This window comes from Leclercia sp. W17 (assembly GCF_003336325.1).
Taxonomy (GTDB): Bacteria; Pseudomonadota; Gammaproteobacteria; order Enterobacterales; family Enterobacteriaceae; genus Enterobacter.
Map to the genome: position 1 here is coordinate 1,697,407 of NZ_CP031101.1, position 21,274 is coordinate 1,718,680.

Annotated in this window: 23 protein-coding genes; 4 read left to right on the top strand and 19 right to left on the bottom strand. The window is 52.7% G+C overall.

The window, feature by feature from the left end:
- The first annotated feature begins 231 nt into the window (after positions 1–231).
- A protein-coding gene (locus DVA44_RS08235; protein WP_094106546.1) for an IS1 family transposase occupies positions 232–929 on the top strand; the annotation gives its coding sequence in 2 pieces (ribosomal slippage) (positions 232–481 and positions 481–929; 699 coding nt in all).
- Here DVA44_RS08235 and fliR read toward each other — a convergent pair.
- From fliR to fliF, 13 genes are all read right to left on the bottom strand, one after another.
- A complete protein-coding gene (fliR, locus tag DVA44_RS08240) occupies positions 923–1,720 on the bottom strand; it encodes a flagellar biosynthetic protein FliR (protein ID WP_114386205.1) in 798 nt (265 codons plus the stop codon). The two genes, DVA44_RS08235 and fliR, sit on opposite strands and share 7 nt — an antisense overlap.
- Before the next feature lie 2 nt (positions 1,721–1,722).
- The gene (fliQ, locus tag DVA44_RS08245; protein ID WP_032612271.1) at positions 1,723–1,992 is read right to left on the bottom strand and encodes a flagellar biosynthesis protein FliQ; all 270 of its coding nucleotides are present in this window, start codon (positions 1,990–1,992) and stop codon (positions 1,723–1,725) included.
- A gap of 10 nt (positions 1,993–2,002) precedes the next feature.
- Positions 2,003–2,740 (bottom strand): flagellar type III secretion system pore protein FliP, encoded by a 738-nt coding sequence (gene fliP, locus DVA44_RS08250; protein ID WP_103180152.1) that lies wholly within the window; start codon positions 2,738–2,740, stop codon positions 2,003–2,005.
- Positions 2,740–3,114, bottom strand: a complete 375-nt coding sequence (gene fliO, locus DVA44_RS08255; RefSeq protein WP_103180151.1) for a flagellar biosynthetic protein FliO — start codon at positions 3,112–3,114, stop codon at positions 2,740–2,742. Before fliO ends, fliP begins: the two co-directional genes overlap by 1 nt.
- A 2-nt stretch (positions 3,115–3,116) precedes the next feature.
- A complete protein-coding gene (fliN, locus tag DVA44_RS08260) occupies positions 3,117–3,530 on the bottom strand; it encodes a flagellar motor switch protein FliN (RefSeq protein WP_103180150.1) in 414 nt (137 codons plus the stop codon).
- On the bottom strand, positions 3,527–4,531 hold the full coding sequence (gene fliM / locus DVA44_RS08265; protein WP_103180149.1) for a flagellar motor switch protein FliM: 1,005 nt from the start codon (positions 4,529–4,531) through the stop codon (positions 3,527–3,529). The genes fliN and fliM overlap by 4 nt, the downstream gene beginning before the upstream one ends.
- A 4-nt stretch (positions 4,532–4,535) precedes the next feature.
- The gene (gene fliL, locus DVA44_RS08270; protein ID WP_103180148.1) at positions 4,536–5,003 is read right to left on the bottom strand and encodes a flagellar basal body-associated protein FliL; all 468 of its coding nucleotides are present in this window, start codon (positions 5,001–5,003) and stop codon (positions 4,536–4,538) included.
- A gap of 111 nt (positions 5,004–5,114) precedes the next feature.
- Complete coding sequence (gene fliK / locus DVA44_RS08275) at positions 5,115–6,314, bottom strand: flagellar hook length control protein FliK (protein WP_114386207.1); 1,200 nt, start codon at positions 6,312–6,314, stop codon at positions 5,115–5,117.
- Positions 6,311–6,754 (bottom strand): flagellar export protein FliJ, encoded by a 444-nt coding sequence (gene fliJ / locus DVA44_RS08280; protein WP_114386209.1) that lies wholly within the window; start codon positions 6,752–6,754, stop codon positions 6,311–6,313. Before fliJ ends, fliK begins: the two co-directional genes overlap by 4 nt.
- A 20-nt stretch (positions 6,755–6,774) precedes the next feature.
- Positions 6,775–8,145 carry a flagellar protein export ATPase FliI gene (gene fliI, locus DVA44_RS08285; RefSeq protein WP_103822449.1) on the bottom strand — a complete coding sequence of 457 codons (1,371 nt, stop codon included), beginning with the start codon at positions 8,143–8,145 and terminating at the stop codon, positions 6,775–6,777.
- Entirely contained in the window at positions 8,145–8,852 is a 708-nt protein-coding gene (fliH, locus tag DVA44_RS08290; protein ID WP_114386211.1) for a flagellar assembly protein FliH, read from the bottom strand. Before fliH ends, fliI begins: the two co-directional genes overlap by 1 nt.
- On the bottom strand, positions 8,845–9,840 hold the full coding sequence (gene fliG, locus DVA44_RS08295) for a flagellar motor switch protein FliG (protein WP_114386213.1): 996 nt from the start codon (positions 9,838–9,840) through the stop codon (positions 8,845–8,847). The genes fliH and fliG overlap by 8 nt, the downstream gene beginning before the upstream one ends.
- Positions 9,833–11,512 (bottom strand): flagellar basal-body MS-ring/collar protein FliF, encoded by a 1,680-nt coding sequence (gene fliF, locus DVA44_RS08300; protein WP_103822446.1) that lies wholly within the window; start codon positions 11,510–11,512, stop codon positions 9,833–9,835. The genes fliG and fliF overlap by 8 nt, the downstream gene beginning before the upstream one ends.
- 227 nt (positions 11,513–11,739) lie before the next feature.
- Between fliF and fliE the strand changes: the two genes are divergently transcribed.
- The gene (fliE, locus tag DVA44_RS08305; protein ID WP_103822445.1) at positions 11,740–12,054 is read left to right on the top strand and encodes a flagellar hook-basal body complex protein FliE; all 315 of its coding nucleotides are present in this window, start codon (positions 11,740–11,742) and stop codon (positions 12,052–12,054) included.
- 288 nt (positions 12,055–12,342) lie between these two features.
- Here the strand turns inward: fliE and DVA44_RS25935 are convergent, their stop codons facing one another.
- Together DVA44_RS25935 and DVA44_RS26215 are read right to left on the bottom strand one after the other, a co-directional pair.
- Positions 12,343–12,618: a hypothetical protein gene (locus DVA44_RS25935; RefSeq protein WP_246843607.1), complete on the bottom strand. Its 276-nt coding sequence runs from the start codon at positions 12,616–12,618 to the stop codon at positions 12,343–12,345.
- A gap of 517 nt (positions 12,619–13,135) precedes the next feature.
- Positions 13,136–13,399, bottom strand: a complete 264-nt coding sequence (locus tag DVA44_RS26215; protein WP_371413863.1) for an Arm DNA-binding domain-containing protein — start codon at positions 13,397–13,399, stop codon at positions 13,136–13,138.
- Positions 13,400–14,657: 1,258 nt separating this feature from the next.
- On the opposite strand from DVA44_RS26215, the gene DVA44_RS08315 reads away from it, so the two are divergent.
- A protein-coding gene (locus DVA44_RS08315; RefSeq protein WP_094106546.1) for an IS1 family transposase occupies positions 14,658–15,355 on the top strand; the annotation gives its coding sequence in 2 pieces (ribosomal slippage) (positions 14,658–14,907 and positions 14,907–15,355; 699 coding nt in all).
- A gap of 351 nt (positions 15,356–15,706) precedes the next feature.
- Here DVA44_RS08315 and DVA44_RS08320 read toward each other — a convergent pair.
- From DVA44_RS08320 to DVA44_RS08330, 3 genes are read right to left on the bottom strand one after another with little or no spacing between them, the layout of a single operon-like run.
- Positions 15,707–17,167, bottom strand: a complete 1,461-nt coding sequence (locus DVA44_RS08320; protein WP_114386215.1) for a glucosyltransferase domain-containing protein — start codon at positions 17,165–17,167, stop codon at positions 15,707–15,709.
- Complete coding sequence (locus DVA44_RS08325) at positions 17,167–18,084, bottom strand: glycosyltransferase family 2 protein (RefSeq protein ID WP_114386217.1); 918 nt, start codon at positions 18,082–18,084, stop codon at positions 17,167–17,169. The genes DVA44_RS08320 and DVA44_RS08325 overlap by 1 nt, the downstream gene beginning before the upstream one ends.
- Positions 18,081–18,443, bottom strand: coding sequence for a GtrA family protein (locus tag DVA44_RS08330; protein ID WP_114388386.1), 363 nt, complete (start codon positions 18,441–18,443; stop codon positions 18,081–18,083). The genes DVA44_RS08325 and DVA44_RS08330 overlap by 4 nt, the downstream gene beginning before the upstream one ends.
- Positions 18,444–19,253: 810 nt before the next feature.
- On the opposite strand from DVA44_RS08330, the gene yedD reads away from it, so the two are divergent.
- Entirely contained in the window at positions 19,254–19,667 is a 414-nt protein-coding gene (gene yedD / locus DVA44_RS08340) for a lipoprotein YedD (RefSeq protein WP_103822444.1), read from the top strand.
- A gap of 50 nt (positions 19,668–19,717) precedes the next feature.
- On the opposite strand, the gene amyA is transcribed toward yedD, so the two are convergent.
- Positions 19,718–21,202, bottom strand: coding sequence for an alpha-amylase (amyA, locus tag DVA44_RS08345; RefSeq protein WP_114386219.1), 1,485 nt, complete (start codon positions 21,200–21,202; stop codon positions 19,718–19,720).
- Positions 21,203–21,274: the final 72 nt, after the last annotated feature.

Here is a 21,274-nt window from a genome sequence, read left to right on the forward strand (position 1 = left end):
CGTATAATTTGCCAGGAAACATCTTAAAGTAAAGTAAATGTTGAATAATGTGAGGAGTATAAAAGCATTAAACCCGCTCCAGATATATCCTGGCAGATGTTTCTCGTTTTCTTTTTTAGGAATATCCTCAGAAAGACAATATAAAAAACAGGGGTTATTACTTCACAGAAAATTCGGGTAATGCTGCCAACTTACTGATTTAGTGTATGATGGTGATTTTAAGGTGCTTGCGTGGCTTCCATTTCCATCAGATGTCCTTCCTGCTCCGCTACTGAAGGCGTGGTGCGTAACGGCAAAAGCACTGCCGGACATCAGCGCTATCTCTGCTCTCATTGCCGTAAAACATGGCAACTACAGTTCACTTACACCGCCTCTCAGCCCGGTACGCACCAGAAAATCATTGATATGGCCATGAATGGCGTCGGATGTCGCGCCAGTGCACGCATTATGGGCGTTGGCCTCAACACGGTTTTACGTCACTTAAAAAACTCAGGCCGCAGTCGGTAACCTCGCGCATACAACCGGGCAGTGATGTGATTGTCTGCGCTGAAATGGACGAACAGTGGGGCTACGTCGGTGCTAAATCACGTCAGCGCTGGCTGTTTTACGCGTATGACAGGATACGGAGGACGGTTGTGGCGCACGTCTTCGGTGAACGCACTCTGGCCACACTGGAGCGTCTTCTGAGCCTGCTGTCGGCCTTTGAGGTCGTGGTATGGATGACGGATGGCTGGCCGCTGTACGAATCACGCCTGAAGGGAAAGCTGCACGTTATCAGCAAGCGTTACACTCAGCGCATTGAGCGACATAACCTGAATCTGAGACAACATCTGGCAAGGCTGGGACGGAAGTCACTGTCGTTCTCAAAATCGGTGGAGCTTCATGACAAGGTCATCGGGCATTATCTGAACATAAAACACTATCAGTAAGTTGGAGTCATTACCGAAAATTCGCGCACAATATTGGCCAGCAGATTAAATATTTCACTGAATAAATGTTCGCAGAATGGCGCAATAAGCGGCATTAAGAGGCCGATAAGCAGAAGGCCAATGGTAAGGGTGATTGGGAAACCAATGACAAACACCGACAACTGCGGCGCCATACGATTGAGTAAACCCAACGCCAGGTTGACGATCAGGAGCAGGGTAATCAGCGGCAGCGCCAGCATCAGCCCGTTGAGGAAAATCAGCCCGGCCGCGCGGGTCAGGGCCATAAAGGCGTTACTGTTTACCGGTTCACCGCCAATCGGCAGGGTGTGGAAAGTATCCACCAGCATCGAAATCAGCCACAGATGCCCGTCGAAGGCCATAAACAGCAGCATCGCCAGCAGGTCGATGATACGGGCGATGATCGGCATGTTCAGCCGGCTGCCCGGGTCAAAGAAGGTGGCGAAGGAGAGACCCATCTGCAGGCCAATCAGCTCCCCGGCGGTACGCACGGCGGCAAAGGCAAACTGCATCGTAAAGCCAATGGCAACGCCAATCAGGATCTGCTGGAGCGCGACCCACAGCGCCGGCGCGGAGAAAATCGGGACATTTACCGGCGGCAGCGTCGGGGCCACGATGATAGTGATAAGAATAGCCAGGCCAATCTTGACCCGCTTGGGGATCGCCCGCTCGCTCAGGATCGGCGCGGTAGAGATCAGCGCCAGGATGCGCAGGAGCGGCCAGAAGTAGAGGCCGAGCCACTCAAGCCATTGGATGCTGGTAACCTGCAGCATGCCTAGCCGATGATATAGGGCAGGTTGGTGAACAGATTGCGCATGTAATCCAGCAGCAGGTTCAGCATCCACGGCCCGGCGATGATGATCGCCACAAACACGGCGATGATTTTCGGGATAAATGACAGCGTCATCTCGTTAATCTGCGTGGCGGCCTGCAGGATACTGATAATCAGACCGGTGACCAGCGCCACCAGCAGCAGGGGAGCGGCAACGGAAATGGCGACTTTCATCGCTTCCGTGCCCATCATCATGACCGATTCTGGCGTCACCGGGCGCTCCTTAACTGTAGAAACTTTGTGCCAGCGACCCCACCAGCAGCTGCCAGCCGTCCACCAGGACAAAGAGCATCAGCTTGAAGGGCAGGGCGATGGTTGCAGGCGGCACCATCATCATCCCCAGCGCCATCAGGACGCTGGCGATCACCAGATCGATAATCAAAAACGGAATGAAGATCGTAAAACCAATCTGGAAGGCGGTTTTCAGCTCGCTGGTAACGTAAGCGGGCAGCAGAATGCGCATCGGCACCGCCTCCGGCCCCTGGATCGGCCCGGCGTTCGCCAGACGGGCAAACAGCGCCAGGTCAGCTTCGCGGGTCTGACGCAGCATAAATTCCCGCAGCGGTTGCGCCCCTTTTTCCAGCGCCTCCTGCATGGAGATCTTCTCTTCGCTGAATGGCTGATAGGCGTCGGTATAAATCTTGTCGATCACCGGCGACATAATGAAAAAGGTCAAAAACAGGGAGAGACCGAGCAGCACCTGGTTAGGCGGCGCGGAGGGGGTACCCAGGGCGTTTCGCAGCAGACCGAAGACGATGATGATGCGGGTGAAGCTGGTCATCATCAGCAGAATCGCCGGGATAAAGGTCAGCGAGGTGATAAACACCAGCGTCTGAACCGGCAGAGACCAGCTCTGACCGCCATTGGCCATTGGCGTGGAGATCAGGCCAGGCAGCTGGGCATACACGGCGGGAGCGAACAGGCCAACCCCGGCAAGCGTAAGGGATAACAAACGGCGCATCACGATCTCCCGGAACGCTTAAGCAAACTCTTCATCACGGACTGAAAATCCTGTGGAACCTCTGTGCGACTCTCCTCAGAGACCGGCGCAGGCGGCAATTTATGCAGAATATTAATGTTTGAGGCGGTCACACCCAACACCAGCCGGGCGTCTTCCACTTCAACGATCACCACGCGCTCACGCGGGCCCAGCGAGGTGCTGGCAGCCAGCTTCAGCCCGCGGGCACCGGCGGTTTTGCCCGCCAGTCCCACGCGTTTAGCCAGCCAGGCTGCAACGAGAATAAAGGCAATAATACCCAGCAGCGCGCCGCTGACCTGAAGCAGCGGCGAACCTGGCACCGCAGAGGGCTGAGAGACGACTGCCTGGGTCTTCATGCTTAACGGCTCAGACGACGCATACGTTCAGACGGGGTAATGATGTCGGTGATACGCACGCCGTACTTATCGGCGACAACCACAACTTCACCCTGGGCGATCAGGTAGCCGTTGATCAGAATATCCAGCGGCTCACCGGCCAGGCCATCCAGCGCCACGACGGAACCCTGCGTCAGGCGCAGCAGCTCTTTGATGGTCATGCGGGTACGGCCCAGCTCCACGGTCAGCTTGACCGGGATATCCATAATCAGATCGATATCCTGCAGCGTACCGCTGACGTCGCCGCCACCCAGCTGCTGGAATACCGAGTCGGCAACGCTTTTGCTGGCCGGTGCTTTTTGTTCGTTTAACGCCTCAGCCCACAGATCGTCCAGTGCTCCGGTGTTGTCATCGGACGGATTGTTCATATCACTCATTTGGGCTGTTCCTCATTCAGAGAATTCAAAATCGGGTTGATCAGGTGCTCAACGCGTAACGCGTACTGATTATTCACGGTGCCATACTGGCTGGTCAGCACGGGCACGCCATCCACATGCGCAATGATGCGGTCGGGTTTTTCTATCGGCAGAACATCGCCGGGTTTTAATTTTAAGATCTGCGACAAACGCAGCGGCACGTCGGCAAAATTGGCCACCAGCTCTAACTGGGAGTGCTGAACCTGGCGCACCAGGTTCTCACGCCAGTTCTGATCTTCATGGCGGGAGTTTTCCAGCGGCGGGTTCACCAGCACTTCGCGCAGCGGCTCAATCATGCTGAACGGCAGGCAGATGTTGAATTCGCCGGTCAGGTTGCCGATCTCCACGTGGAACGGGGTGTTAACCACGATGTCGTTTGGCGAGGTGGTGATGTTGGTGAACTTCACCTGCATCTCGGAACGGACATACTCCACGTCCAGCGGGTGGATCGCCTTCCATGCGTCGCTGTAACCCTCAAGGGCCAGCTTCAGCATGCGGTTGATGACGCGCTGTTCGGTGTGGGTGAACTCACGCCCTTCCACTTTCGTCGGGAACCGTCCGTCGCCGCCGAAGAGGTTATCCACGGCGATAAACACCAGGCTTGGCGAGAAGACGAACAGACCCGTGCCGCGCAGCGGTTTCAGATGGATCAGGTTGAGGTTCGTCGGCACCGGCAGGTTACGGGCGAACTCATGATACGGCTGAATGCGGATCGCGCCGACGGTAATATCCGGGCTACGACGCAGCAGGTTAAAGAGCCCCATACGGAACTGACGGGCAAAACGTTCGTTGATGATCTCCAGCGCCTGCAGACGCTCGCGCACCACGCGACGCTGGGTATTGGGATCGTAGGGGCGAATATCACTTTCGCCCGCCAGGCCCGCTTTTGGTTCGTCGGCTTTATCGCTGTCGCCGTTGAGCAGCGCATCGATTTCCGCCTGAGAAAGAATACTGTCGCCCATGTCGTTACCGCAGAATGAAAGCTGTATACAGAACGTCGGTGACTTCCTGCTTAGGTTGACCGCTGATCAGAGGCGCGGCCAGCGTTTGCTTAATGGCTTCCACCAGCTTCTGCTTACCTTCATCGGTAGAGAGCTGGGTGGCATCCTGACGAGAAAACAGCAGTAGCAGACGGCTACGCACTTCCGGCAGGTATTCACTCAGACGCGCGCGCGTGGCTTCGTCTTTCAGACGCAGCGTAATGCCCACGTAAAAGACATGATCGGCGTCGCCCAGGTTAACGGTGAAGGTATCCAGCGCGAAAAAGACAGGTGCCGCCGGTGGTGGTGGCTCCACTTTGGCTTCGGCTGAAGGGGCTTTATTCATACGCCAGTAGCTGTAACCTGCGGTGGCGCAGGCGGCGAGCGTAATTAACACCAACAGCGGGATCCAGATGGAACGCTTACTTTTTTTGGTGATGGCGGAGTCAGTCATCTGTTGCGTGCTTCCTGTTTCGGGACTGCTAATGTGGTGATTATCCCGTGTCCTGTCGCCGTCAAAGGGTCGAAAAGACGGGGATAATCACGCTACCTCTGGCGTTTAGGTTTAGGCGAAGATATCGACAGCACTATTTCCACGTGCTGCAGACTGCAGGGAGGCCGGTGCCGCCAGCAGCTCATCGCTCTCTTCATCAAATCCGCCAGCATTGCCGGCGCGGGATGCCTGCTGCTGATGCTGAGAAGAGGATTGCTGTTGGCCGTTAAAGTTTTCACTGCTAATGCTGCTTTGCGTAAGCTGAATACCGTTTTCCGCCAGCTGAGTACGCAGCACCGGCAGCGCCGCTTCCAGCGCCGCGCGAACGTGGCTGTGGCCAGACACCATCTGCAGCTGCGCCTGGTTATCATCCAGCTTAAGCGTGATTTGCACCTGGCCCAGATCTTCCGGGTGCAGACGCAGCTCGGCGCTCTGCTGACCCTGACGGGTGAACAGCGTGATGTGCTGGCTGATGGTCTGCTGCCATTCATTGCTGCCCAGTTGGGCGCTGACCACCGGTGCGGCGGCCATCGTCGGCTGAGCAGAGGTAAGATTGCTGACAATCGGCCCCATCGTGGCGGTTGGCCCGGTCGGGGATGGCGTGTTCTCTGCGCCCTGTTTGGTCGTTGCCGCGGCGACGGCTGGCGTCAGTTGGTTATCGGAAGCAAGCTCCGCACCTTTATCCTGGGCCACGGTTTTTGCGGTGCGCAGCGCATCGGTATCCAGCGCTGGCTGACGACCACGATCGCCGTTCAGCGACGCCTTCACATCCAGACTCCCGGCGCTCACTGACTGAGGCGTAGCCGCAGTTGCGGTCTGCTGGTGGGGCAGCATCGCCATTAAGGCGCTTAATCCCGCCAGCTCTTCCTCGCTGAGCTCCGTTTTGCTGTCAGCCTCTTTAGCGGCCTGGGTCAGCGATTTCAGCACCTCGCTTTTGGCGACCGGCAGCAGGCCGTGCGCCAGCCCCGGCTGGCTGGCATCTTCATCGGATAGCGTCAGATCCTGACGCGCCAGCAGCTCGGCAAGCTTGCCGGCATCGGCGTCAACGTCGCTATCAGCGGCGCCGGTTTGCAGCGCCGTTTTGGCGAACTTGCCGCCCGATGTCTGGAGATCGTTTAGCGTCAGGCCGACATCTTTGCCCTGACCTTTAGCATCGCTTAACGCGCCCGCCAGCAGGGCAAGAAAATCCTGCGCGCCGTCGGCCGCTTTTCCGCCCCGCGTGCCAGCCGTAAGATCGCTGTCGCTCGAAAGCAATTGTTGAAGGGTGATCATTCCGGGGTCCTCATTGTTGCCCGCTGGGCAAATTCATCCATTTTTTTCTGATCGAGACGGCTTTCCGCCAGGGTTGCGGCGGCAATCTGGCGATCCTGCAGCGTCTGCCAGGCCTGTAAACGCTGTTTTTTCTCTCGCCAGGCCGTCAGCGCAAGGTCGACTTTATTGCTCCACTGAACCACCTGCTGACGATGCTGTTCGATCGCTTTCTCCAGGGTCTGGATGAACTGTTGATAGTTGATCCAGCGCTGGCTGCCGATGCCCTGTGTCATATCGGTATTGAGGTTGGTGCGATACTCATGCTGGTAGTCAATCAACATCTTCAGCTGCTCTTCCGCCTGTTGTTGTCCGCGACGCATCACCCCAAGGTGCTGCGCGGCATGATCAACGTCTTTCTCGGCCAGATCTTTCAGCGTGGTTAATGCGCCGTGTTGTGCCATGACATTCGCCCTCTACCCTGTTACACCTGCGGGAAGATCATCTCCAGAGCCTGGATTGAGCTTTCCCAGTCGGCCTTCTCAAAAATACCCTGCTGCAGATACGCCTCCAGATGCGGCCACAGGGCAATCGCCTTGTCGAGCATCGGATCGCTGCCTTTGGCATACGCCCCTACGCTGACCAGATCGCGGTTGCGCTGGAAGCTGGAGAGCAGCTGTTTGAAGTTACGCACCCGGGCGTAATGCTTCTCGGTAATCAGTGCCGTCATTGCACGGCTGATGGAGGCTTCGATATCGATGGCCGGATAGTGGCCCGCCTCAGCCAGACGGCGCGACAGGACGATATGGCCGTCGAGGATCGCACGTGCCGAGTCGGCAATCGGATCCTGCTGGTCGTCGCCTTCGGTCAGCACCGTGTAAAAGGCGGTAATGGAGCCCCCACCGTTGATGCCGTTCCCGGCGCGCTCAACCAGCGCCGGGAGTTTGGCAAACACCGAAGGCGGGTAGCCTTTGGTGGCGGGTGGCTCGCCAATCGCCAGGGCGATCTCACGCTGGGCCATCGCATAACGGGTCAGGGAGTCCATGATCAGCAGCACGTGCTGACCGCGGTCGCGAAAATCTTCGGCGATACGGGTGGCATAGGCGGCCCCCTGCATACGCAGCAGGGGAGAGACGTCTGCCGGGGCGGCAATCACCACCGAGCGGGCACGCCCCTCCGCACCGAGGATGTTCTCGATAAAATCTTTAACTTCACGGCCACGCTCGCCAATCAGCCCCACCACGATAACGTCGGCTTGGGTGTAGCGGGCCATCATGCCGAGCAGCACCGATTTCCCGACGCCGGAGCCAGCAAAGAGGCCCATGCGCTGGCCGCGACCGACGGTCAGCAGGGCGTTGATCGGGCGAACGCCGGTATCCAGCACGTGCTCGATCGGCGTGCGTTGTAAGGGGTTGAAAGGCGGCGTAACCAGCGCCCCGGTTTCGGTGGTGTCGGGGGCGGGCAGGCCATCCAGCGGCTTACCGGCGCCGTCCAGCACCCGTCCGAGCAGCGCCGGGCCGAGCGGCAGTTGCTTGCCGCTGTGCAGTCCGTCGCTGGAGAAATTTTTGGCATAGACCCGCGCGCCGGGCAGCACGCCTTCGACCTCTTCCAGCGGCATTAAGAACAGACGCTGGCCGTTAAAGCCGACCACTTCACTCTCGACTTCGTGGATCTCGTTGCCGTCTTGCCGTTCGATAATGCAGGTGGCCCCTAGCGGCAGTTGCAGACCCGTCGCCTCCAGTACCAGACCGGTGGCGCGGGTTAAACGGCCATAACGACGAACGGGGGGCAGCTGCGCCATCTTCGCTTCAAAGTTGTCGAGGGTGGTGAGCCAGCGGGTGAGGCGAGCGGTCATCAGATGACTCCCGGTGCCGCCAGGCGGCACAGTTCCTGCCAGCGGGTTGCCACGCTGGCATCCAGATCCCCTTCATCGGCAGAGACTTTGCAGCCGCCGTGATGCAGGGTCGGATCGCCGCGCAGACGCCAGCCGTGCAGGCTCAGGGTCGCGCCGAGCATCTCTTCCACGCGCTGCAGATCGTCCGGGTGGACGCGCAGCTGAGGTTTGCCGCTGAATAAGGGCTTCTGCTGTAGCAGACTCTGGATCTGTTTGATCAGCGATGAATTATCCACCGGCGGGGTGTGGCCGATGACCTGGCGTGCCGCCTCGAGCGCCATCTGCATCAGGCGCGAAGCGATAACGCTGTCCAGCGCGTCCAGCGTATTCTGGAACTCGCTCACCAGCTGTTGCATCCGGGCATGGATCGGCGCCTGCTGGGTACGCGCCTGCTCTAAACCCTGGGCCAGCCCCTGAGCCAGACCTTCCTGATAGCCCTGCTCCTGGCCCTTCTGCCGACCTTCGTTCAGCCCGGCCGCGTAGCCTTGATCGTGCGCCTGCATCTGGATCTGCGCCAGCTGCTGCGCGCGCTGCTCCTCTTCGCTCAGCTCTGGCTCGTCCTCCTCCTCACCCAGCCCGGCAGTGTCGACCGTCGCAGGGACAAATTCCGCGCGGGGAGGGGAGAGGTCGTCCGGGGTCCAGACCTTCCACGGCAGTTCATCAGACATAGGTATCCTCGCCGCTGCCTACGACCATCTCGCCGGTTTCTGCCAGACGACGCACAATAAGCAGGATCGCTTTCTGTTCGTTTTCCACCTGAGACAGACGCACCGGACCACGGTTGGCAAGGTCGTCGCGCAGGATATCCGCCGCACGCTGGGACATGTTGCGCAGGAACTTCTCGCGCAGCGGCTGTTCGGCGCCTTTGAGGGCGATAAGCAGCGATTCGGAGTCCACTTCCTGCAGCAGGCGCTGGATACTGCGGTCGTCCACGTCGACCAGGTTTTCGAACAGGAACATCTCGTCGATAATTTTCTGCGCCAGTTCGCCGTCGAATTCGCGCACTGCAGTAATAACCGCCTCTTCCTGCTGCGTTTTCATCAGGTTGATAATTTCGGCCGCCGTTCTCACGCCGCCCATTTTGCTGCGCTTGAGGTTCTGGCCGTCGAGCAGGCCATTCAGCACCTCGGTCAGTTCCGCCAGCGCCGCCGGCTGGACGCCGCCGAAGGTGGCGATACGCAGCATTACATCGTGACGCAGGCGCTCGTCGAACAGCGCCAGAATATCCGCCGCCTGACCACGCTTGAGGTGGACCAGGATGGTGGCGATGATCTGCGGATGCTCGTCGCGAATAAGATCGGCTGCGGTCTGCGGCTCCATAAAGTTGAGCGTTTCGATGCCGCTGGCGGTATCGCGGGTCTCGAGAATATCTTCCAGCAGGCTGGCCGCGCGCTCTTCGCCGAGAGCTTTGACCAGCACCGAACGCAGGTATTCGTTGGCATTGACGTTGAGCGCCGCAAACTGTTCCGCTTCCTGCTCAAACTCCGACAGCACGTCAGTCAGCTGTTTGTTGGAGATCTGACGCACGTTGGCCATTGCCGCACTGAGAACCTGCACTTCGCGCCGGGAGAGGTGTTTGAACACCTCTGCCGCCCGGTCCTCGCCAATGGTCATCAGCAGAATGACGCTTTTATCCGTTCCGGTAAGGTTACTCATTTTCGTTACTCATCCACTGGCGAATGACCAGCGCCACGACGCGCGGATCGTTATCTGACATTTCGCGAATACGCTGGCTCATCACTTCAGCGCCCATGCGCTGGTTAGCACGGCGCTGCTGCAGCTGCTCGTCTTTGCTGAGACGGACTTCCACCGCTTCTTCTGTTTCCTGACGCAGCGTGGTCTGCTCCTTCAGCGCTTTCGCCTCTTCGGCGCGGCGTACCAGCTGCGGACGTACCGCTTTACGCCACAGCAGCCAGGCGACAATCACCACCAGCAGCCAGCGACCGGCATCCATCATCTGCGCGATAAAGGACTGGGTTTTCCAGAACGGCAGCTCACCGCTGTTATCGTCAACCGCGCTGAACGGCGAGTTCACGACGTTTAAGGTATCGCCACGCTTCTCTGAGTAACCCATCGCTTCACGGGTCAGGTTTTCGATCTGTTTCATCTGCTCGGCGGTCAGCGGTAGCGGCTTACCGTCCGGCAGGGTTTTGTAGTTGACAACCACCGCTACGGAGAGGCGCTGCACATCACCGGTGTTCATTTTGGTGTGGCGAATAGTGCGATCGACTTCGTAGTTAGTGGTTTCGTTGCGGCTGCTGGTGCGCGGGCCGGAATTGGCCGCAGCCGTCGTTTGCTGCTGATTCGCCTGCTGACCGTTCTGCTGATTCTGCGCTGGCGCATTAATCGGCGCCGTGTTGGCCGGGGCAGGTTGGTTAGAGAGCGCACCCGGTACGCCGCCTGGGAAGGGGCCGCCCACCTGCAGGTTTTCGTTTACCTGACGCGAACGCATCACCGCCTGGGCGGCATCGCCGTTCGGACGATACTGCTCTTCGGTCTGCTCTTTATCGGAGAAATCGATCTGCGCGGTGACCTGGGCATGAACGTTGGTTGTTCCTACAATCGGCCCGAGAATGGCTTCGATGCGGCTCTGAATGCGATTTTCCACATCAGTGGCATATTTCAGCTGCGCGTCATTGAGATCGCGATCGCCGGTATTGGATTTGGTTAACAGGCGACCCGTCTGGTCCACCAGGGTCACATTACCCGGCGGTAAACCCGCCACGGCGCTGGAGACCAGATGCACCACCGCGCTGATCTGCCCTTCGTCCAGCGCGCGGCCTGGCTGCAGATTAACGGTGACGGATGCCGAAGGGGCTTTTTGCTCCCGGACAAACAGGGTCGGTTTCGGCATGGCCAGGTGAACACGGGCGCTTTTCAGCGGACCCAGCGTTTCGATGGTACGGGCCAGTTCGCCTTCCAGCGCGCGCTGATAGTTCACCTGTTCGCTGAACTGGCTGATGCCAAATTTTTCCTGATCCAGCAGTTCAAAGCCTACTGCCCCGCCTTTCGGCAGACCTTGCTGGGCAAGACGTAAGCGGAGTTCATGAACTTTATCGGCGGGGACTTCCAGCGCGCCGCCGTTATCCGCGAAGCGGTAAGGGACGTTCATCTGGGTGAGCTGGGTGACGATAGCGCCGCCATCCTGATCGGAAAGGTTGCTGAAGAGCGTGCGGTAGTCTGGTTGTTTGGCCCATAAGACCATAGCGACAACAATCGCGATGGCGGCAGCGCCTGCCACGATCAACGGCACTTTAGGGTTCGCGCGCAAGCGGCTCATCCATTCGAGAGATTTAGTTTGAGGGCTTGTTGTTGCTGACGCACTCATAGCGCACCTCGCGACTCATCGTGGATTTCATTATTAGTGTGGAGAAACAAAACAGACTCCCGGGTCGGCAAACACACAAAAAATTCCATAATCATGGCTGTGCCATTATTTGTTGAAACGGGAATTTCTATGCGTCAAATAACCTGGTTTTTTAACGCTATTTAGCGCCTTTATCTCATTGACAGACTGCTACTCTTGAGCGCGTAGAAAACCATCAGGGGAAAGTCATGGCAATACAGGGCATTGAAAGCGTCATCAGCCAGCTGCAGGCAACGGCGATGTCTGCGCGTAATCAGAACGTGGCTGATGTGCAGTCGACGGTCAGCTTCGCGGGCCAGCTGCATGCGGCGCTGGACCGGATCAGCGACACGCAAACCGCGGCGCGCGTGCAGGGCGAAAAATTCACCCTCGGCGTACCGGGCATTGGTCTGAACGATGTGATGGCCGATATGCAAAAAGCATCGGTGTCGATGCAGATGGGTATTCAGGTGCGTAATAAACTGATGCAGGCGTATCAGGACGTCATGTCTATGCAGGTTTAGGTTTCCTAACATAATGTAATTTATCCGCTTTATACATCAGATCCTATTGCGTGGGGCACTGATAGACAAAGTCAGATAATTTCAGGTTCAGAATGATCACTTGGTCCTGGTTGTTTTCGGCCATCCAGGATCCATATACGCGATAAACCATCTGGGCATCCGAGTGACTTATTTGCTTGGTTATAAAATTGGGGGGCCCTGCAGTCCATAACCAGCATGCGTAAGTGTGGCAGGATTGATATGGTTGCGGTAGCGAATCCCGGCGCGACGCATTGCGCCTTCCCAGATCTAGTTTACGGAGCCTACCGGATAATGAGGCCCTGTCCGATCATTACGCATGGCAATTTGTGGGTTGAACACGAAAGTGTATGGATGCTTTTCTGACCTTCCATATTCGCGCAACTGTATCTCGATTTCATACTGCTTTTCGAGGCGGGTCATATCCGCCTGATTTTTTAGTATAGCTATCGCAGGTTGGAGCAGATTAATCACTCCGTTCGTTTTGGACTCAATTTTAGTAAACATAAACTTTTCTGTCAGAGCATAGTTCAGGCGGCTTGTCATGATGCTCGCAATAGAATCGATATCTTTCCAGACTAACGAAACGAGTTCACCGTAAAGAATCTCAGAGTAAACCGCAAGGGGCCATATGTTTTTTAGCTGCTTATGCCTGCACGCATCAATCAGTCTGATGAACCTATCCCGGATTAACGCTCAGATTCGGTGCGTGATGTTTTAAGCGGAGATATACCATGAAAATGGGTTAAATTTAATATAGCCGCTGTCCGTTGCGATCAGGTACATAACTGTAGTTATACTCATATAGTTATTCACTGTAGGTATAGCTCGTCCTTTTTCCGTAGCCTTGGGTCCCTTTTAAAAACCTGATTCGCGATCAGCAAATCTTTTCTAATAAATAGCAGGTCTTCCCGGAATATCGACCATGCCAGGCTATCTCACCTCTTCGCGGCCACATGTTGCGAATGATGGAATGGTAACGACCAAGCGCGTTTGTGCTGATCTCCATTTTCTTGAACCCAAATCATTTCCGCGCCAACTCAGTGACAGTTATTTCCTTACTTTAAACACCAAACCTCCTGAAGTTAGATGATTTTATGAACTGAGCAGCATAATTAAAACTCCCCATTTTTATTGAAAAGCAGACTGATGCGTACAATTGACCAGCTATTTTCCTGTTCTTTGCAGTAATCGGAACGCCAAGACTTTTCCTTGCCCTGACGCTTTTAGAGCTACGGTCAACTACACTACGGGTACCCCATTCATCAGCGTCTAGATTGATAATGTTTATTTTGTTTTGCGCGATGATCGGCCATGCGTTACTGATAAGGTGTTATGTTTGAGGCGGTGAGCGAAAAGGACAGCGTTAGGCTGAAGCTTTTTAATCTCTACAGCGGTGGTAATAATGTCAGCCATTATATGCGTTCCAGCCGACACAAGGTTCCGTCAGAGCCTGATGATTTAGCTCGGTTGACATTGCCAAGTCGCCAGGGAGAGTAGTACAGAGTGACGTTTATTTTAGTATCCCGTCCAACGTATTGCCAGCTTCCATCTCGCTTATATGGCTGTGCAGCAGCATAATCAAATGGTCGTGAAGAGTGAAAAATGCATCGTAACTATCACTCTTCCCGGTCCAATAATCTGATGAATCCCAAAGGGGACATTCGTCGTGATAAATCGTCCCGTGACGACCGTCAAATCCCTATACTATAGGATGAAATCCTCACGGTTAATCCATCTTAGCCTTATATGAATAAGTTGCTCCATAGCCAATTTGCTGAACAGCTTTACATTCGAGCTCTGTGGTTTGTGAACTTGTAGTGTGCCATTGATACTGCTCCCTGAACTGTCGATTAATTAATTTAAAGCTGAACGCCATCAATAAAAAAGGCCTCGATAGCGACCAGCTGATTCGACTGGGTAGTTTCATGCGCCTCTCTTCGAGCGAGAAACTTCGCCTCGAAAGCCAACAATTCATTTTTTCCCACCGTTGCGAAGTGTCAGTTCGTATACGGGTAAGGTACTATATTGTCGATGGGGTTAACTATCTTACACAGCAAGTGAAGCAGTCGTTTAAATATGTACCTTGCCTGGAGTTATTTTACAACTGGCGCAACCGTTTCGGATCCAGATGGGGTGCCGTTTAAGACAACTGATAATATCTATTACACGCAGGATGCACTTGATTCATTTAATTAGGGTAATACAGAATTTACCGACTTCGATAAAGTTGGGTGTCTTCTGAACCTTAGCGACTTGCGCTCACATTTTCCTTCTTCCGCAGGCCAGACCGTGTAAGTTGCATTAACAGCCAGCGCTACGGCATCGGTAAAAAACTATGGAGAAGCAATCTAACAATTGATAGAAAACGCGCGGGGCTTTTCTGACGATGGCGATTAAACTATTCTGCCTACTTCTGGCAATGTGATTTGGTGTTGAGTCATTAATGGTGATGTTTGGGCCGAATATCCTGCGCAAAGAGAAAGTTGCGCATCAGATAAAGCTGAGGCAATATAATTAGCAATGGCCAGGTAATGCTGCCAACTTACTGATTTAGTGTATGATGGTGATTTTAAGGTGCTTGCGTGGCTTCCATTTCCATCAGATGTCCTTCCTGCTCCGCTACTGAAGGCGTGGTGCGTAACGGCAAAAGCACTGCCGGACATCAGCGCTATCTCTGCTCTCATTGCCGTAAAACATGGCAACTACAGTTCACTTACACCGCCTCTCAGCCCGGTACGCACCAGAAAATCATTGATATGGCCATGAATGGCGTCGGATGTCGCGCCAGTGCACGCATTATGGGCGTTGGCCTCAACACGGTTTTACGTCACTTAAAAAACTCAGGCCGCAGTCGGTAACCTCGCGCATACAACCGGGCAGTGATGTGATTGTCTGCGCTGAAATGGACGAACAGTGGGGCTACGTCGGTGCTAAATCACGTCAGCGCTGGCTGTTTTACGCGTATGACAGGATACGGAGGACGGTTGTGGCGCACGTCTTCGGTGAACGCACTCTGGCCACACTGGAGCGTCTTCTGAGCCTGCTGTCGGCCTTTGAGGTCGTGGTATGGATGACGGATGGCTGGCCGCTGTACGAATCACGCCTGAAGGGAAAGCTGCACGTTATCAGCAAGCGTTACACTCAGCGCATTGAGCGACATAACCTGAATCTGAGACAACATCTGGCAAGGCTGGGACGGAAGTCACTGTCGTTCTCAAAATCGGTGGAGCTTCATGACAAGGTCATCGGGCATTATCTGAACATAAAACACTATCAGTAAGTTGGAGTCATTACCCAATGGCCAAGGGCACTCAAACGGCTCCCCAATAAATTTATTAACGGCCGCGCATCTAGGTTCGGAGACGAGAATTGTCAGATTCTGACCTGGAGTTGTTGGGAGGTAATGAAGGGAGGCAGAAAATAATTGATCGATAAATATTAACTCTGCTGAATGTAGCTTTAGAGGAGATGTTAATGCATCACTTAACCAAGTTGTTGGGTATGTAAAGGGTGAGTCTGGTGTGCCAATAAATATTAGACTCATTGCATATTCTAGAGAGGCTTCAATTATTTACGGTATGGTGATGTAAGGTTTTTAATAGATTTCCGCCCACATTGCGGGCGGAAAATACTAATTGCAAGTGTTTTTTTGAAAATCTACCATCACATTATCTGCGTCCTTGTAGATTTTGATACTCGAAGATGAGTAAATTACCTCTGAATTACAGTAACCTGAGATGAAAGCAGTGGTGCTTTCGCTAGAAAAATCAGGATAATCTTGTTTCACTCCATTCAATTTCATATAAGTATATGCGCCAAACCAATTATAAAAGTAATTAAGAACTATTGTTTTTAGCAAGGGATAGTTTTTTTCTGAGTTTATTAAAACTGGCGATTTGGGAGCGTCTCCGTTGAACAATATCTTCACACTATTGTCAGGTGTTTCTTTAAGGGCTTGCTTTATTACCTCTACCACATGCATGTTGGTAACATTTTGCATGCGTAATGCATTACCGTAAGAGAAAGAAAATGAAGCTATGTACATTGCTGGAATAAAAAGAATATAATTTGATAAGCGAGTTGATTTTAAAGTCAAAAAAATTAATGTAAATATAAATAGAACTAAGCCATTAATTCCAATATATACTCTGGCGAAAGTGACTAACGGATTTTCAAGAAGCAATAATGTTATCATCGAGGCGATAAAAGTCAATGGAGTGGCGATTATGCCGATTATGGATACGATGATATCCATCTTGCCTTTGTTAACCCTATAATACGTTATGCATATTACCATGGATAGTGCGATTGAAACTATCAGTGAGCTTAACAATAATGTTTTTCCATAATTCAGGACAACATTATCACAAAAGAATTGGTAGTATGCCGAGGCATTACTCAGTGTGCGTGCAAAGATATTATCTGAAATGCCCGGATGATTACTTGTGTTATCTCCTGAATGAGTTAAGGGTAGGACTACTTTCATATATATTACAGAGCCAATAATAAGAGAAAATAATTTCACTACCAATGATTTTAATATGTAACTCGCATGTTTCTGGAACTTCATGTTAATGAAAAGTTCCACGGATATTAAGGTGAGTACAATATTAATAGACGGCTGATAGAATGAAAAAACGGATACAATAAAGCCTGTTTTCAACAAGAAGGAAACTATCTTGTTTTTTGTTTCAATGCTAATAAAGGCAAACGCAAAGAATATTGATGCCGAGATTGTTAGACTGTCAAATCTATAAGAAAGCGGTTCAATAATGAATGGGCTAATCAGAAAAGAGATAGGTAAAAATATATATCTTTTATCGGCGTTAAGTGTGTTTTTAAAAAAGATACTAAGCGCAAGGGCGAGAATAGTTACGGCAAGTAACAGGGGAAGCGGTGCCGTATCAGATAAATGACTATTAAAATTGAGTATTGTCATTAAATTATCTGATAAAGGTCGTCCATCTATACCCCACATAGTATAGCCATTAATTGATCTGTTTATATCATCGCTATAGTAAACGTTAGCAATTATAATTGGGAGTACTAGCACCAAAGTACTAAGGAAATACAACTGGTAACTTTTTTTCATTATTTTTTACCCTTAATTAGATACTTAGGTCTTTGCTTGGTTTCCACATAGATTCTTCCTATATACTCTCCAAGCACACCTATTCCAATAAGCTGTACTCCACCAAGGAAAAGTATAGACACTAATAAAGATGGATAGCCTCGAACCGGGTTCCCAAATGCCAGCGTGTCTATGATCATCCATGCGCCATATATGAATGACACACTTGCAACACCTAACCCTATATAAGACCACACACGAAGAGGGAAGGTAGAGAAACTTGTTATCCCCTCCAGCGCCAGGTTCCACAACTTCCATCCATTGAATTTAGTACTACCAGCTACGCGCTCTGCGCGGACGTATTCAACAACATCAGTACGGCCGCCAACCCAGCTCAGTACGCCTTTCATGAATAGATTGCGCTCTGGCATTAATTTGATATTTTCCACAACCTCACGGGACATCAGGCGGAAATCACCAACGTTTTCTTCAATCTGTGGGTAGCTTATTTTATTGTGTAGCTTATAGAACCACTCAGCAGTCTTGCGTTTCAGTCTGCCATCGGTGGAACGGTCTGAGCGTTTAGCGAGAACCATGTCTGCACCCGATTGCCATCTCTCAATAAGGTGAGGAATTACCTCAATCGGGTCCTGCAGGTCAACGTCTATCGGGATAACCGCGTCGCCCGTGGCGTTATCTAGTCCAGCAAATAATGCAGGCTCTTTCCCGAAGTTACGGGTGAATGACAGAGGCTTAACTAGCGGATCGGAAACCGCAAGCGCATTAATTATTGATTCTGTCGCATCTTTACTTCCGTCATTAATGAAAACTATTTCAACTTCATGTTGTTTTAGTTCTTCAAGCTCACGAACCGCTTTGTAGAAAAGAGGTATGGCGTCTTCTTCATTGAAGACCGGCACGATTAGAGAAATTTTCATTTCGCATCCCTAAAGACAATGAATTTCGAGTAGATGAAACCGCACACTAGACTGATGGCGGAGAATGCGATCAGGGTAACAATTGGCGCCATCCCGCATCTATCTGCAGCCCAGCCAATAGCTGCGCTCAACGTACCCATGAAGCCAACATAAAGCATATAACGCAGGGCGGTTGTCTTGGCTTCGAATGTGAATCTGGCATTCGCAAAGAAGCTGAAACTGACAGCAACTACGAAACCTGCAAAATTTGCCAGGGCCTGATTGGAACGGAACATATAGATACATATGGCGAATACTACCCAATGTATTAGCGTATTGATAACACCTATCGATGTGTACTTGGCGAATAGCTTTAGCATATATAAATCAGTAAATTCTGAGAGATGCGGGAGTTTAGCATTCATCGGCGACATGATCGACAGTCATAACTGGAGGTGCTGCGTATGTATACAGTGGTTGACATGTGCCCACAATCGCCTGTTGATCATCTATAACCCGAACAGAGGGCTCTGACAGGTATTTGCATCTCCAGCCACCGACTACATAAATAGCCAGCCTGCTCAATCTTCATAACATGCTTACCACTTCAGACTGGCTCATCATCAAGAAGGCCGACGGTTATGCCGTTATAGAGCCAGAACTGAAATTAACCGCAGGCGAAGTGCTGCTTATACTTTTTGACGGGCAAACTCAGTTCGCTAGGCTTCAGGGCAAGTCTCTGATATGAATGACGGTGAAGCAATAAAAAGCGAGGCCCTGGAAGGGGACGAAGGGATGGGGCGGGAGTAGTCCTTTATCCAACGAACGCTGAATGATGATCTGCTGGTGTAAGAAGCGGTTCATACTTGAAGTCTTACAAACGGATTGGCTGAGATAGTGCTGCAGACGCTTAAACCTTTAAACAAGTAGAGTTGATTTGAGAAAGAGGTTACTCAAATTTGTCTGTGGGGCATGTATGGTACAGGAAACACCAATCGCTCTAGCCGAACTTAGAAGACTGGTGTTTACAAAGTATTTAACCCACTGTTGTTTAGCCCGCTCTTAGGCGATCTTCGTAGTTTATAAAAATTGCACAGTCATATTGTGCCGTTGCAGCTTTAGTCCTCGTAGTGCTGGCGACGTGACCGCTTTAATGCCACACTATTTTTTTCGACATAGACGGAATCATGATGAAAAAAATAGCAATTATAGCGGGGCTGCTGGCCTTAACCGGCTGTGTGCAGGTCGACAGATATCAGGATGTGATCAAACATCCTGTCCCGGCTGAACTGGCGGGTTACTGGCAGTCGAAAGGGCCGCAGAGCAGCATGGTCAGCCCGGAAGCGATCGCGACGCTGGTCGTGACACAAGAGGGGGATACCCTCGATTGCCGACAGTGGCAGCGCGTGGTGGCCGTGCCGGGGAAAATCATGCTGCGTTCTGACGATTATTACAACGTCACCCGCAAGCTGGATATCTACCCGCTGGAGCGGGAAGGCTCCGCTATTGAGTACGATGGCATGATCCTGCAGCGCGTCGACAAACCTACCGTCGAGTGTGCAAATTACCTGAGTAAAAATCCGCTTGAGAGCAAGCTGCCTTAAGGGATTTGCAGGCCGGGCAGGGGCAACGCCGCCCGGCTATCAACGCACGACTATTCCGCTTCTATAACCCACACGCTGACGCTGCCGCCGTTGCAGGTAAAGACGCCGGTACCGGTTTCGTCGGTCATTACCACTTCCTCGCGGTTACCGAGAAAATCTTTCCAGCTTTTATTGCCGTAGTTTTCCCCAAGCGTAATGGTTTTTTCACCTTCGTCACCGTTAGAGAGCACCACCACGCAGCCGGGATTATCGTCAGTGCCGCTGCGGCTGAAGGCGATGCAGTTAGGGTGATCGAACCACAGGGTCTGAATGCCGTGAGCAAAGCGCTGTCGGGCGAGGATCAGCTGATCGAGCTGCTCAATCACCGGCATATCGATGTGGTACATCTCGCCGTCACCACCGGTATCGTCATAGCTGGCGCCGTACAGGTCGGGGTAGAAGACGCTGGGAACGCCATTTTCGCGCAGTAAAATCAGGGCATAGGCCAACGGCTTAAACCAGGCTTCGACCGGGGCTTCAAGCGCCTGTAGCGGCTGGGTGTCGTGGTTAGCGACCAGGGTCACCGCATGGAACGGAGCGGCCTCCACCAGGGTGCCGGTAAAGATCTGGCTCATGTCATAATCACGCCCCTGTAGCGAGGCTTCGTGAAACTTCATGTGCAGCGGGGCGTCAAATAGCATGGTTTTCCCCTCCACCTGATCGATATATTGTCGCAGTTTATCAACATCTGGCGACCAGTATTCCGCCACGATAAACAGCGGTTTCGGCGCCACTTCCTGGACATGTTCGATCCACTCTTTATAGAACCAGGCCGGAATATGTTTTACCGCATCCAGACGGAAGCCGTCGCAATGGGTTTGCTCCATCAGCCAGCGCGCCCAGTATTTGATCTCCTCGGTTACCGCACGGTTACGAAAATCGATGTTTTCGCCCATCAGGTAGTCAAAGTTCCCCATCTCGTTATCGACCTGATCGTTCCAGCCATCACCGGTGTAATCATTGACGATCTTGAAGATGCCATTTTCATCAGGGTTTTCGATATGGTCGATGCCGCTGAAGCATTTGTAATCCCAGATGAAATTTGAATACTTTCCGGCGCGAACCGGGAAGGTGTAGCGGGTCCAGGCTTCACACTCGATAATCTCGTCATCGATCTGATTGCGATCGTCGGCGTTAACCCGCTGAACGCGGATAGCCTCTTTCTCATCGGCGCCCATCTTGTGGTTCACGACTACGTCCATCAGAACCGCGATATTGTTGCGTTTCAGCGCGTCGATAGCGGCAAGCAGCTGGGTTTTGTCACCATATTTGGTGGGAATAGATCCTTTTTGATCGAACTCGCCGAGATCGAAAAGATCGTAGCAGTCATAGCCGACAGAGTAGCCGCCGGTCGCGCCTTTATACGCTGGGGGCAGCCAGACCATGTTGATACCGATATCATTTAAGCCATCGGCGCGCTCGGCCACTTCCGGCCAGAGTTGACTGCCTTCAGGGTAATACCAGTGGAAGAACTGCAAGAGGGTGGGGTTTTTCATCTTCCGTGCTCCAGGAGATCAAGGATCTCTAGTATGGAATACGGTTTGCAGAAATGCCTGACGTACGAAGCG

Bases quoted from the DNA above. Each gene is read 5' to 3' on its own strand.
- fliR (WP_114386205.1), bottom strand. From the start codon at position 1,720: ATGCTGCAGGTTACCAGCATCCAATGGCTTGAGTGGCTCGGCCTCTAC.
- fliP (WP_103180152.1), bottom strand. From the start codon at position 2,740: ATGCGCCGTTTGTTATCCCTTACGCTTGCCGGGGTTGGCCTGTTCGCT.
- fliO (WP_103180151.1), bottom strand. From the start codon at position 3,114: ATGAAGACCCAGGCAGTCGTCTCTCAGCCCTCTGCGGTGCCAGGTTCG.
- fliN (WP_103180150.1), bottom strand. From the start codon at position 3,530: ATGAGTGATATGAACAATCCGTCCGATGACAACACCGGAGCACTGGAC.
- fliM (WP_103180149.1), bottom strand. From the start codon at position 4,531: ATGGGCGACAGTATTCTTTCTCAGGCGGAAATCGATGCGCTGCTCAAC.
- fliL (WP_103180148.1), bottom strand. From the start codon at position 5,003: ATGACTGACTCCGCCATCACCAAAAAAAGTAAGCGTTCCATCTGGATC.
- fliK (WP_114386207.1), bottom strand. From the start codon at position 6,314: ATGATCACCCTTCAACAATTGCTTTCGAGCGACAGCGATCTTACGGCT.
- fliJ (WP_114386209.1), bottom strand. From the start codon at position 6,754: ATGGCACAACACGGCGCATTAACCACGCTGAAAGATCTGGCCGAGAAA.
- fliI (WP_103822449.1), bottom strand. From the start codon at position 8,145: ATGACCGCTCGCCTCACCCGCTGGCTCACCACCCTCGACAACTTTGAA.
- fliH (WP_114386211.1), bottom strand. From the start codon at position 8,852: ATGTCTGATGAACTGCCGTGGAAGGTCTGGACCCCGGACGACCTCTCC.
- fliG (WP_114386213.1), bottom strand. From the start codon at position 9,840: ATGAGTAACCTTACCGGAACGGATAAAAGCGTCATTCTGCTGATGACC.
- fliF (WP_103822446.1), bottom strand. From the start codon at position 11,512: ATGAGTGCGTCAGCAACAACAAGCCCTCAAACTAAATCTCTCGAATGG.
- fliE (WP_103822445.1), top strand. From the start codon at position 11,740: ATGGCAATACAGGGCATTGAAAGCGTCATCAGCCAGCTGCAGGCAACG.
- DVA44_RS25935 (WP_246843607.1), bottom strand. From the start codon at position 12,618: ATGACAAGCCGCCTGAACTATGCTCTGACAGAAAAGTTTATGTTTACT.
- DVA44_RS08320 (WP_114386215.1), bottom strand. From the start codon at position 17,167: ATGAAAAAAAGTTACCAGTTGTATTTCCTTAGTACTTTGGTGCTAGTA.
- DVA44_RS08325 (WP_114386217.1), bottom strand. From the start codon at position 18,084: ATGAAAATTTCTCTAATCGTGCCGGTCTTCAATGAAGAAGACGCCATA.
- DVA44_RS08330 (WP_114388386.1), bottom strand. From the start codon at position 18,443: ATGCTAAAGCTATTCGCCAAGTACACATCGATAGGTGTTATCAATACG.
- yedD (WP_103822444.1), top strand. From the start codon at position 19,254: ATGAAAAAAATAGCAATTATAGCGGGGCTGCTGGCCTTAACCGGCTGT.
- amyA (WP_114386219.1), bottom strand. From the start codon at position 21,202: ATGAAAAACCCCACCCTCTTGCAGTTCTTCCACTGGTATTACCCTGAA.